Source organism: Jeotgalicoccus coquinae (assembly GCF_014207425.1).
GTDB classification, from domain to species: Bacteria; Bacillota; Bacilli; order Staphylococcales; family Salinicoccaceae; genus Jeotgalicoccus; species Jeotgalicoccus coquinae.
Genome location: NZ_JACHFF010000001.1, coordinates 546,772 through 559,454, shown reverse-complemented (window position 1 = coordinate 559,454; position 12,683 = coordinate 546,772). Strand labels below are relative to the sequence as shown.

Here is a 12,683-nt window from a genome sequence, read left to right as displayed (position 1 = left end):
TATACTATATTATATTTCAGAAATGATTGGAATAATCATCGGACGACGCTTCGTTTCATCGTATAGGAATTTACCGAGGTCATCTCTGATATTTTGTTTTAAGACACTCCATTCAATTTTACCCGCACTGATATTGTCTTCGACAATATCTCTTACGTGCTCGGAAGCTTCTTTTATAAGCTCTTCCGATTCTTTCACGTAAACAAAACCGCGTGATTGAATTTCAGGTCCTGCCATGATAGCTCTTGATTCACGGTCGATTGTTACGACAGCGATAAAGATCCCGTCTTCAGAAAGAAGTCTGCGATCGCGGAGTACAATGTTACCTACATCGCCGACACCGCTTCCGTCAATCAGTACGTTGCCTGCTTCGACTTTCTCGGTACTGAACATTTTCTCTCCGTCATACTGAACAACGTCGCCTTTTTCAAGCAGGAAAATGTTTTCCGCTTTAACGCCGGTTTCAGTCGCCAGACGTGCATGTGCAATCTGGTTTTTGAATTCACCCTGTACAGGAATAAAGTGCTCCGGATTAAAAATGTTCAGCATCATTTTAAGTTCTTCAGCAAGTCCGTGACCTGAAGCGTGAATATTTTTCGATGGTGTATTAATCTGTGCACCGGCTTTAACGAGTTCGTTAAGCGTTGTGTACAGAACAACTTCCATATTTGATGACGGCGTCGTCAGAATGTAAACTTCGTCGCCTTCTTTAATATTCGTTACTTCGTGCTGGCCGCGTGACATTTTACCAAGTGCCTCAATCGGTTCACCTTGTGAACCTGTAGCAATAATTACGACTTCGTTATCCGGGTAGTCTTTAATTTCATGGCTCGGTAAAAGCAGTCCGTCCGGAATATCGAAATATCCGAGCTTTCTTGCCACTTTGAATGATGATTCAAGTGTACGTCCAAGGAACGACACTTTACGGTTAACTTTCGCAGCATTAGTCAGCACCTGCTGGATACGTACGAAGTTTGATGCATAGCATGATACGATAATGCGGTTTTTTGATTTCTGGAACGCATCTAAAATTGCGCCTTCAATCAGGTTTTCCGCTACGTTGTAGCCCGGTTTTTCAGCTTCTGTTGAGTCACTGATCAGCGCGAGCGTTTTGTTTTTAGCTGCAAGTGAATACATTTTCGACATGTTGTAGTCGTAGTTGCCTTTTAAGCTCTGGTCGAATTTGAATTCGCCTGTATAAACAACTGCACCATACGGTGTATTCAGGCTGATTCCGTATGAATCGGGAATACTGTGTGATGTTTCGAAAAACTCCACATTTGTGTCGTTGAATTTCATTACTGATTCACTGTTGATTGCGTAAAACTTAACTTTTTTCTTAACGTTCTTCTCTTTCAGACGTTCTTTAATTAAAGCAAGTGTTAAACGGGAACCGTAAACGGGTACGTTTAATTCTTGAATAATGTAAGGAATTGCACCGATTGAGTCTTCATGTCCGTGTGTAACAAAAATCGCTTTCAGACGATCTTTGTTTTCCAGAACGTATGAAATGTCAGGTATGACAATATCGATACCCAGCATTTCATCTTCCGGGAACATAAGACCCGCATCGAGAATAAACATATCGTCGTCAACTTCAACAACATACATGTTTTTTGCAATCTCACCAACGCCGCCGAGAGGAACGATTTTCACATGTGCTTTTTTACTTTCTTTCTTCACATTGAAGTCCTCCTTGTTAATTTCCGGCAGTTATATTTAGTCTTCTTTTTTCTCTTTATCTTCTTCAAGTAATACTTTACGTGATGCGTTAACGCGGCCCTGTCTGTCGATCTCAGTGACTTTTACGCGCATTGTTTCGCCTTCTTTAACGATATCTTCAACTTTGTTGACGCGTGCTGTGTCGAGCTGTGAAATGTGTACAAGTGCGTCTTTGCCCGGGAAGAGCTGAACGAATGCACCGAATTTCTCAATGCGGCGTACTTCACCTTCGTAAATTTCGCCGACTTCCGCTTCACGCGTAATGTCTTCGATAATTTTACGTGCTGCTTTGATTGCATCCTGGTCGCTTGAACCGATGTATACAGTACCATCCTGTTCGATATCCAGTTTAACGCCTGTTTCGTCGATAATTTCGTTAATCTTCTTACCGCCCGGTCCGATAACGTCGCGGATCTTGGCAGGTTTAATATGCATAACTTCAACTTTCGGAGCGTGCGCTGATAATTCAGTGCGCGGCGTGTCGATTGTTGCAAGCATGTTATCTAAAATGTGCAGACGTCCGATGCGTGCCTGCTCAAGAGCTTCCTCAAGAATAGATTCGCTTAAACCGTCGATTTTAATATCCATTTGGATTGCAGTAATACCTTTAGGCGTCCCTGCAACTTTAAAGTCCATATCTCCGAGAGCATCTTCCATCCCTTGAATATCAGACAGAATTGTGTAGTTCTCATCTTTCTTAACAAGACCCATTGCAATACCTGCAACCGGTGCTTTTATCGGTACCCCTGCATCCATTAATGCAAGTGTCGAACCGCAGATTGATGCCTGTGAAGATGAACCGTTTGATTCAAGAACTTCAGACACTACACGGATTGTGTACGGGAATTCAGTTTCGTTTGGAATAACCTGCAGTAAAGCACGTTCTCCGAGAGCACCATGCCCGATTTCGCGGCGGCCGGGACCACGGATCGGCCCTGTTTCACCGACAGAGAAATTCGGGAAGTTATAGTGGTGCATGTAGCGTTTGTTGTCTTCAAGACCGAGACCGTCGATAATCTGGTGTTCACCAAGACCGCCAAGAGTTGCTACAGATAAAGCCTGAGTCTGCCCGCGTGTAAATAAAGCTGAGCCGTGCGTGCGGGGCAACAGACCCACCTGCGAGTTAAGCGGACGGATTTCTGCCGGCTCACGGCCGTCAGGGCGTACTTTATCGTCTGTGATCAGACGGCGTACTTCAGCTTTAACCAGCTCGTCGAATACAGTTGAAGCATCTGCAACCAGCAGGTCGTAGTCTTCAGCATTCTCGTCGAAGCTCGCAATAATATCCTGCTTCACCGCAGTAATATTTTCTTCACGTGTCTGCTTGTCGTTTTCTTGAATTTTAGCGTACAGGTTCATACCTTCGGCCTGAGCTGTAACCTGTGCACGGAATTCTTCGTTAATCTGTTCAACTGTTACTTCGCGTTTAACAGGGTTAATCTGTGCAATCGCATCATTTTGGAACTGTACAAGTTCCTGGATGTTTTTGTGACCAAAAAGAATCGCCTGTAACATAATATCTTCAGGAATTTCCTGTGCCGCTGCTTCAACCATGTTTACTGCGTCGTAAGTTCCCGCAACCTGAAGTTCAAGTTCCGATTGTTCCATCTGTTCAGTTGTCGGGTTGATGATAAACTCCCCATCGATTAAACCTACAGTAACGCCGGCAATCGGTCCGTCAAACGGAATATCCGATACGCTTAGCGCCATTGAAGATCCGAGCATTGCTGCCATTTGCGGAGATGCATCATTGTCTACAGATAATACCATGGACATTACCTGTACATCGTGACGGTAACCGTCCGGGAATAACGGACGAATCGGTCTGTCAATCAGACGGCTCGTAAGCGTGGCATCTTCACTCGGACGCCCTTCACGCTTATTGAAACCGCCGGGAATTTTCCCTGCTGCGTACATTTTCTCTTCGTAAGCTACTGTTAACGGGAAGAAACCGATGTTCTTCGGCTCTTTCGACCCTGTTGCTGTAGAGAGTACTACTGTATCGCCGTAACGTACAAGTACAGAACCACTCGCCTGCTTAGCCATTTCCCCGTACTCTATAATAAGCGGGCGACCGCCCCACTCAGTTTCAAACACTTGTTTAGTCTGTTCATTCATAATTTGTTTTCTCTCCTTAGCTTTGGCACTTATAATTATCATATCATTTTTAATGTAAAATATATATATAAAAAGGTGTTGGGTTTTAGTGTGAAGGCGCGTGTTCCGTAACAATGAGAAGCGTTCATTGTTACGCTGCGGTGCTATCGTGACTATGAGACACCCTCATTGTTACGCTGGGATTCTACCGTGACTATGAGACACCCTCATTGTTACGCTAGGGTTCTACCGTGACTATGAGACACCCTCATTGTTACGCTGGAGTTCTATCGTGACTATGAGATGCCCTCATTGTTACGCTGGGGGTCTTTCGTGACTATGAGACACCCTCGTTGTTACGCTGGGGTTCTACCGTGACTATGAGACACCCTCGTTGTTACGCTGGGGTTCTACCGTGACTATGAGACGCCCTCATTGTTACGCTGGGGTTCTACCGTGACTATGAAACGCCCTCATTGATACTTAAAACGATAAACTTCCGTTATTCAGCCAGATTACCCAGCTTGTCTTTATATCTTTGTGTTTTTCTCGCTTCTTTAATTGCAGTATCGTGATCATAGTATTTAAAACGGTACGATGTATATCTCCCGTTTTCAATTACATCACAATGTTTCTTTAAAGCACGAAGTACTGTAACAGTGTGCATCTGATTATTTATGAGCTCAAGCAGTGACCGCTTCGTCATCGGCTGATTATAAAACAGGTATTTATGATCGCTCATTGCGCGGAGCAGGTGTGTTTCGTTACTTTCTATTGTACCGCATTTCGTACATGTTAACTGGAAACGTCCTTTATCGAGTTCAAAACTTCCGCATTCACCGCAGTACAATCCCTGACGGATTTTCCCGACGTCGGAACTTCCATTGAAATACGGATTTAAAGTCACATGTTTTCGTATCAGCGTTATGATTCTGTCAGCCTGTTCAGTATTATAACTGTCTTGAAACTGACGGAAGTATTTCTTTAAATCCATACGTATCACAACGTTCTTCCAGATTGAATTGTCTTCTGAATACAGTCTGAAATCGTCATTTGGAAATACTACTTTACCCTTAATTTCAGCAGATACTCTATTTTCCCGGAGGATGCGGTACAGTTTCCCCACCGCACGGTCGACCTGCGTAAATGGATTGTCAGGAACCACTTCATTATTCTTAACCAGGCGTCCGTCTTTATAATAATATTCACCGCTGTAGTTTTTAATCTCATTCACCGTAATTGCATCATCAGCAATAATAATACTGTCATACTGCGCACCGCTCTTTCCGGCAGTAAGATAAACGTCGCGGAAGATAAAGAGATTATCGTGCCCGGCTTCGTCGAACAGATTATCGTATAAACATTCTCCGGAAAATCCGGTCTCGTAAATTTTAAAATTCCGTGCATCTTCAAAGTTTAAATCCATTCTTTTCTTTAAAGCTCTGTAATGCAAAAGTTCCGGTGTCGTATTTCTGTCATTTAAGTACATTACACTTCCTCCTTAAAAAGATTCCTCTACTCTATATATAGGCGAAAACAGCAGTTTCCTTTTAAAAAGTTCATGTTTTATCAAAAATAGTAAAACTGCAGTGAATTTCAGACCACTTGCCACATTATTTCCATTATATGTATGTATAAATTTAACAGAAACAAGCACCTGACGTTCCATTATGTTATATAATTAAAAGTTTAAATCAAAAAAACCGCTCCTCATCAGAGGAACGGTTTTAATATTATAAATTAACGACGCAGACCAAGTTTAGCGATTAAGTCGCGGTATCTGACTACATCTTTGTTACGCAGGTAAGTAAGCAGGTGCTTACGGCGACCTACCATTTTAAGAAGACCTCTTCTTGAGTGGTGGTCTTTCTTGTGCATACGTAAGTGGTCGTTTAAAGTGTTGATTTCTTCAGTTAATACTGCGATTTGAACTTCCGGTGACCCAGTATCAGTTTCGTGTACGCGGTATTCTTCGATAAGTTCTGTTTTTCTTTCTTGTGAAATTGCCATTATAATTTCCTCCTAATAATTTTTATACACCTGTATCCGAGCATGCGTCGGAGCTTCAACAATGCCAAGATAAGGTACTCGTAATATTATATACGTTTACGCGCAGTTTTTCAAGTATTCATTACAAGATAAAAACCGGACCCCGCTGAATGTCAGGACTATTTGTCTTTCAGCATCTCACGTGCGATGTTCGCATCTGAGTCGATCGCTTTAATCAGCGGTTCGATGCCGTCGAATTTCTCTTCGCCGCGGACAAAATGGTGCCAGTGAATCGTCACGTTTTCCCCATAAATATCACGGGCAAAGTCGAAGATATATACTTCTGTCGTCAGGCGGGCGTTATCGTGGAATGTCGGTTTAACGCCGACACTTGCCACACCTTTGTACAGCGTATCATCGTTTTCAATCGTCATCGTCACAGCGTATGAACCTTTAGCCGGCATAAAGTAGCGGTAGTTCGGCTCGATGTTTGCTGTCGGAAAGCCGATTGTTCGGCCGCGCTTCTCACCCTGCACAACAATCCCCTCGATATCATAAGCGCGCCCTAATGCAGCGTTGGCCTCATCGAGCTGATGGTTATCGAGATATTCGCGGATGCGCGTCGTCGATACTTTATCGTCTGCAAGTTCGTGTTTTGTCACTTCTGTCGTATTGAATTCTTCGTACTGTTTTAAGTCTGCTACTGTGCCGCTGCCTTTTTTGCCGTATGTATAATCAAAGCCGGCAACGACTTCCCGGATTTTGCTGCCGATAATATATTCCCTGACGAAGAAGTCTTTATCAAGTCCTGCAAATGCGCTCGAGAAGTTAATTACAAATACATAATCTATATCGAGTTCTTCCAGTTTTTTCATTTTAATATCAAACGGCGTTAAATAAGTTGTACGCTGTTTTTTTGGATCCAGCACGACAGACGGATGCGGGTCGAATGTCATGACTGCCTTTTTTAAGCCGCGTTTTTCAGCAATCTCCTTCATCGTATCGATTACATCGATATGACCTAAGTGGAGACCATCAAAAAAACCTAATGCTGCTGCTGACGGCTCTATGTTTGAAAGTGCTTCATCGTTTGGATAGTGCAATTTAATTATTTCCATAAGTCCCCCATAAGTTGTTAAACATTTTAAATGGTTTTAACTGATCAGGTTTTTCCGGATGTGTTTTGTAAATTCCGAGCGGCATCTCACCGCGGGTAAATAAAATAGTATCGAGTTCAGTTAACCCCAGCATTGTTAATATATCACTTTTTACTACTTTTTGCCCGTGTGTGATTTTAAATAATAAATCTTCATCTTTAATGTCAAATCTGAGTATACCGTCCAGCACATTGATGACCGGAATCGGCTCTGCTTTTACTGTACCGTCTCTTAAATCATCGAGCCTGACCGCCTGGTCAATTGTGAATCCGCATGACCCGGTACGACGGAGATAAGACATGTGCGCAGGGTAGCCGAGCGCCTTGCCGATATCGACTGCAAGTGTGCGGATGTACGTTCCTTTTGAGCAGGTTACATCAATATCAAATGATATCTCTCCATTTTCATAACGGATATCCGACGTCAGTTCCAGATTTTTAATCTTCACAGTGCGTGACGGACGTTCGACTTCGATGCCTTCGTGTGCGTACCAGTAAAGTTTACGGCCGTTCACACGGACCGAACTGTAAAGCGGCACAGTCTGGTTGTAGTCGCCTTTAAACTGTTCAATTACAGTGAGTACATCTTCTTTTGTTACACTGCCTTTTGCAACTTCTGCAGTTTCAAGTGTTTCTCCTGTCGCATCTTCAGTATCGGTTGTATGTCCAAGTGTCACAGTGGCGATGTATTGTTTATCGCGTTCCTGCAAAATTTCAGTCAGCTTTGTTGCATCACCGATAACTATCGGCAGCACGCCTGTAACGGAAGGATCGAGCGTACCTGTGTGTCCGACTTTCTTCGTGCCGAGAACACGGCGCATTTTATATATGACATCGTGTGAAGTCATGCCGGCCGGTTTATCGACCGGGATGACGCCGTGGATATTATTGTTTGCCATTAAAACTCACCTGCTTAATTTATGTATAGTATATTATAAAATAATAAAAACCGCACTCGCTTTCCCGGGGCACCGCGTGAGCCTGCAGGCTCACGCTGGTGCTCTTCCCCTGGGAGTCGAGTGCGGTTTTATCTGGTCAATGCTGGTGACTGCTGTCCCGCTCCACCATTAATTATTATTTATTACTTATCGTCGCGTTCTTTAATATCGCTTAAGAGTGATTCGATCTTCTGACCGTAATCGATTGAAGTGTCGTATTTGAACTTCACTTCAGGTGCTTTACGGAGACGGATGTTTGATGCAACTGCTTTTCTGAATAAGCCGTTGAATTTATCAAGCGTTTCCTGCACGAATTCTCTGTTGTTGTTCAGTGACGTATAGTAAGCTGTCGCTGTTTCGTTTTCTTTTGTCACTTCGACTTCGGTAATTGTTACCATACCGATGTCCGGCTCTTTGTCTGTTACTGTTGTACGGATTTCTTCGCTAAGCACTTTTTTGATTTCTTCTGCTATGCGTTCATTTCTCGTTGACATAATTATTTCCTCTCAATCTCTACCATAATGAATGGCTCTATTTGGTCGCCTTCTTTGATATCGTTGAAGTTCTTAATTGTAAGTCCACATTCGTAACCTGTAGTCACTTCTTTTGCATCGTCTTTGAAACGTTTCAGCGTATCGAGTTCTCCTTCGAAAACTACGATGCCGTCGCGGATGACGCGTACACCGCTGTCGCGTGTAATTTTACCGTCTGTAACGTAAGCCCCTGCAATAGTACCCACTTTGGATACTTTGAAGATTTCACGTACTTCCACGTTACCGATAACTTTTTCTTCGTACTCGGGATCCAGCATACCCTTCATAGCGAATTCGATTTCTTCGATCACTTTATAGATGATGCGGTGAAGTCTCATGTCGATTTTGTTTTGCTCTGCTGCACGTTTCGCATTAACATCCGGGCGGACGTTGAACCCGATAATGATTGCACTTGAAGCGTTTGCCAGTGTAACGTCTGATTCGTTAATTGCCCCGACACCCGTATGGATGATGCGGACGTTAACGCCTTCTACGTCGATCTTCATAAGTGAAGCAGCAAGTGCCTCAACTGAACCCTGGGCATCACCTTTGATGATAAGGTTAAGATCTTTCATCTCGCCTTCTTTCATCTGTTCGAACAGATTGTCGAGTGATACTTTCTGGTTTACTTCTCTGTCGCGCATAACTTTGTTTTCGTGACGGGCTTCACCGATCTGACGTGCTTTCTTATCATCTTTGAATACTACGAAACGGTCTCCTGCTTCAGGGACGTCGTTAATACCTGTAATTTCAACTGGTACTGACGGGCCGGCAGACTTAATGCGCTGACCTGTATCTGAAACCATTGCACGGACTTTACCGAATGTAGAACCGACTACGATTGAATCTCCGACATTAAGCGTACCGTGCTGTACGAGCAGGCTCGCTGCCGGTCCGCGTGATTTATCGAGTTCAGCGTCGATTACTGTACCAACGGCAGCCATTTTGCTTGTCGTTTTAAGTTCAGCCATTTCGCCGACTAAAGTAATCATTTCAAGAAGTTCGTCGATTCCGTCGCCTGTTAAAGCTGAAAGTGGAACGAAGATTGTGTCGCCGCCCCAGTCTTCCGGATAAAGACCGTGTTCACCAAGCTCAGTCATAACGCGGTCTGCGTTAGCTGTCGGCTTGTCTGTTTTGTTAACCGCTACGATAATCGGCACTTCTGCCGCTTTCGCATGGTTGATTGCTTCGATTGTCTGAGGCATTACACCATCATCCGCTGCAACTACTAAAATAGTAATATCCGTTACCTGAGCACCGCGTGCGCGCATTGTTGTAAACGCTGCGTGCCCCGGTGTATCAAGGAATGTAATTTTCTTGTCGCCGTGTTCAATCTGATAGGCACCAACGTGCTGAGTAATACCGCCGGCTTCGCCTGCAGTTACTTTAGTGTTACGGATTGAGTCAAGCAGTGTTGTTTTACCGTGGTCAACGTGACCCATAATTGTAACAACGCTTGGACGTTCTTCATCAAGTACCGCTTCTTCCAGGTTAAAGAAGTTCGTAAGGTCTGTGTCATCTACGAATACTTCGAGTTCAGAAGTGAAACCGTAGTTTTCCGCAACGACTTCAACTGAGTCCTGATCCAGCGACTGGTTGATGTTCGTTACGATACCGAGCATAAATAAATCTTTAACGATAACTGAAGAGTCTACGCCGATTTTTTCTGCAAGTTCGCCGACTGTAATACCTTCTTCATATGTGAAGTGCTTTTCAGCAGGTTCTTCCTGTTTCGGTTCTTCTTTTTTAACTTCCTGTTTTTTAGGCGCGTTATTTTTCTGGTTCTGCTTGTTTTTCTGGTTTTTGTTTTTGTTGTTATTATTTTTCTGCTGGTTCGGTTTGCTGTTTTGTTTAGCAGCAGGTTTATTGCCGGCCGGCTTAGTTTCTGCTTTTTTGGCAGATTTATTAAACTCGGCATCGAGAACTTTCAGCACATCGTCTTCAAGTGAAGACATGTGGCTTTTAACCTCGATTTTTTTCGATTCAAGGAAATCGATAATTTCCTTGCTTGTTAAACCTTTTTCTTTGGCGTACTCATGAATTCTAATTTTACTCATTGAACCAATCCCTTCTATAGGAGCTCTTTTATCTTTCTGGCGAATCCCTTGTCGGAAATTGCCAGTACGACCCTGTTATATGTGCCGGTCGCCTGAGACAGCTCTTCGTTTGTGTACTTGTCAATTACTGTGACTTCATACGTTGCACATTTGTCTTTAATTCTCTTTGCTGTACTTTTACCCGCATTTGCCGCAAGTAACACAACTTTTGTCTTTCCGGTCTTTATAGCTTCAAGAGTTTTCTCTTCACCGGTTACAGTTTTACCCGCACCTGTCGCTAAACCGATATAACTTAATATTTTATCATTCATCGTTTTGGAATATCCTCTCTGTAAATGAGACGGATAATCTCATCGTATACCGGGTCTAGTGTTTCGGTTGATTTACCAATTACTTTTTCCAGCACTTTTTTGGCGCGGGCATTTTTTACTTTGTCGAGATCTTTTACGACATAGCTGCCCCGGCCGTTCAGCTTGCCTGTTGCATCTGCCGCGACCATGCCTTCTTTATTAACAACGACGCGGATTAAATCTGCTTTTGGATGCATTTCATTCGTCAGGATGCATTTGCGCATCGGAATTTTCCGTGCCATTCAGTTCACCTCTAGTCGTTACTGATGCCGGCTTCTTTGGCATCTGTTTCGCTCTTAATATCGATTTTCCAGCCAGTGAGTTTTGCAGCAAGACGTGCGTTTTGTCCTTTTTTACCAATTGCCAGTGACAGCTGGTGGTCAGGTACAACAACGACTGTTGATTTGTTATCTTCGTCAACTTTAACACTGACGACCTGCGACGGGCTCAGTGCGTTTCTTACGAATACTTTCGGATCTTCATCCCAGAGCACGATATCGATTTTTTCGCCGTTCAGTTCATCAACGATCGCTTCAACACGGGCACCTCTCGCACCGACACATGAACCGACTGCGTCAACGTCTTCGTTTTTAGCGAATACACTGATCTTCGAACGTTCGCCCGCTTCACGTGCAACGCTCATTACTTCAACAGTACCGTCAAAAATTTCCGGTACTTCTTCTTCGAATAAACGTTTTAACAGATTCGGGTGGGTTCTCGAGACGAAAATCTGAGGCCCCTTAGTCGTCTGCTCAACTTTGTTTACGTAAACTTTAATACGGTCATTCGGAATGTATGACTCGTTAGGCATACGCTCTGATTCAGCAAGCACTGCATCAGTTTTTCCAAGCTGGACATAAACGAAACGGTGGTCAACACGGTCGATAAGACCTGTCAGCACTTCGTCTTCTTTATTGATAAACTCATCGTACAGTATGCCGCGTTCAGCATCGCGGATACGCTGCATTACAGCTTGTTTCGCTGCCTGGGCGCCTACGCGGTTGAAATCCTGCGGTGTCACATCTTCATCAAACGGATCGCCGATTTCATATGCAGGGTTGTAGTTTTGTGCTGTTAGAAGATCGATTTCTGCTGTCGGATCTTCAACTTCAGCTACTACATCTTTACGTGAAATTACACGGTAAGCACCTGTTTCCATATTTAAATCAATAGATACGTTTTTGTGCTCTGTATAGTTTTTCTTATATGCAGTAATCAGTGCTGCTTCAATTGCATCCACAAGCACTTCCATCGGAATGTTTTTCTCTTTATGAATAAATTCAACTGCATTCAATAGTTCCTGATTCACTCAATTTTCCTCCATTCTAGAATAAGACGGCTTTTCTTATTGTTGCTATTTTGTCCCGTTCAATTGTAATTGTTTTTTTGCGTGTTTTTACTTTGTAGTCAATCGTTACAGAATTTTCATCGTAAGCAGTTAATACACCTGTCCACTCTTTTTCACCATCAATTTGCTGGTACGTCTTCACGAAAATACCTTTGTTCAGTGTGAGTTCAAGATCTTCTTCGTCTTTAATCGGACGTTCTGCCCCGGGAGATGACACATCTAAGTAATAAGCGCCCCCAACAATATCCCATTCGTCAAGCTGCGCGCTGATAATTTCTGAGAACGCTGCACAGTCATCGAGTGAAATACCGCCTTTTTTATCCAGGAAAATACGCAGGAAAAAATCCGGTCCTTCTTTAACGTAGTTAACTTCAACCAGTTTTAAATCGTTGTCTTTTGCAATTGGCTCGACATGAGTAAATACTTTCTGTTCGGTTGCATTCATGTCAAAGTCCCCCTTTCAAAACTAAGAGAAGAACGGGGCAAACCCGTT

Annotated in this window: 12 protein-coding genes; all 12 read right to left on the bottom strand. The window is 43.4% G+C overall.

The window, feature by feature from the left end; all coding sequences use genetic code 11:
• Positions 1-9: 9 nt before the first annotated feature.
• Positions 10-1,683 (bottom strand): ribonuclease J, encoded by a 1,674-nt coding sequence (locus tag HNR41_RS02790; protein WP_229714922.1) that lies wholly within the window; start codon positions 1,681-1,683, stop codon positions 10-12.
• A 36-nt stretch (positions 1,684-1,719) separates the two neighbouring features.
• Positions 1,720-3,840, bottom strand: a complete 2,121-nt coding sequence (pnp, locus tag HNR41_RS02785; RefSeq protein WP_184281507.1) for a polyribonucleotide nucleotidyltransferase — start codon at positions 3,838-3,840, stop codon at positions 1,720-1,722.
• A 481-nt stretch (positions 3,841-4,321) separates the two neighbouring features.
• Complete coding sequence (locus tag HNR41_RS02780) at positions 4,322-5,308, bottom strand: nuclease-related domain-containing protein (protein ID WP_184281504.1); 987 nt, start codon at positions 5,306-5,308, stop codon at positions 4,322-4,324.
• A 251-nt stretch (positions 5,309-5,559) separates the two neighbouring features.
• Positions 5,560-5,829: a 30S ribosomal protein S15 gene (gene rpsO, locus HNR41_RS02775; RefSeq protein ID WP_184281502.1), complete on the bottom strand. Its 270-nt coding sequence runs from the start codon at positions 5,827-5,829 to the stop codon at positions 5,560-5,562.
• Positions 5,830-5,987: 158 nt separating this feature from the next.
• Positions 5,988-6,926 carry a riboflavin biosynthesis protein RibF gene (ribF, locus tag HNR41_RS02770; protein WP_184281500.1) on the bottom strand — a complete coding sequence of 313 codons (939 nt, stop codon included), beginning with the start codon at positions 6,924-6,926 and terminating at the stop codon, positions 5,988-5,990.
• Complete coding sequence (gene truB, locus HNR41_RS02765; RefSeq protein WP_184281498.1) at positions 6,913-7,863, bottom strand: tRNA pseudouridine(55) synthase TruB; 951 nt, start codon at positions 7,861-7,863, stop codon at positions 6,913-6,915. Before truB ends, ribF begins: the two co-directional genes overlap by 14 nt.
• Before the next feature lie 182 nt (positions 7,864-8,045).
• Positions 8,046-8,396 (bottom strand): 30S ribosome-binding factor RbfA, encoded by a 351-nt coding sequence (rbfA, locus tag HNR41_RS02760; RefSeq protein ID WP_184281495.1) that lies wholly within the window; start codon positions 8,394-8,396, stop codon positions 8,046-8,048.
• Between the two features lie 2 nt (positions 8,397-8,398).
• Complete coding sequence (gene infB / locus HNR41_RS02755; RefSeq protein ID WP_184281493.1) at positions 8,399-10,492, bottom strand: translation initiation factor IF-2; 2,094 nt, start codon at positions 10,490-10,492, stop codon at positions 8,399-8,401.
• A gap of 14 nt (positions 10,493-10,506) precedes the next feature.
• Positions 10,507-10,803 carry a L7Ae/L30e/S12e/Gadd45 family ribosomal protein gene (locus HNR41_RS02750; protein WP_184281491.1) on the bottom strand — a complete coding sequence of 99 codons (297 nt, stop codon included), beginning with the start codon at positions 10,801-10,803 and terminating at the stop codon, positions 10,507-10,509.
• Positions 10,800-11,084 carry an RNase P modulator RnpM gene (gene rnpM / locus HNR41_RS02745; RefSeq protein ID WP_184281489.1) on the bottom strand — a complete coding sequence of 95 codons (285 nt, stop codon included), beginning with the start codon at positions 11,082-11,084 and terminating at the stop codon, positions 10,800-10,802. The genes HNR41_RS02750 and rnpM overlap by 4 nt, the downstream gene beginning before the upstream one ends.
• Before the next feature lie 11 nt (positions 11,085-11,095).
• A complete protein-coding gene (gene nusA / locus HNR41_RS02740; RefSeq protein WP_184281486.1) occupies positions 11,096-12,151 on the bottom strand; it encodes a transcription termination factor NusA in 1,056 nt (351 codons plus the stop codon).
• Positions 12,152-12,167: 16 nt separating this feature from the next.
• On the bottom strand, positions 12,168-12,635 hold the full coding sequence (gene rimP / locus HNR41_RS02735; RefSeq protein WP_184281484.1) for a ribosome maturation factor RimP: 468 nt from the start codon (positions 12,633-12,635) through the stop codon (positions 12,168-12,170).
• Positions 12,636-12,683: the final 48 nt, after the last annotated feature.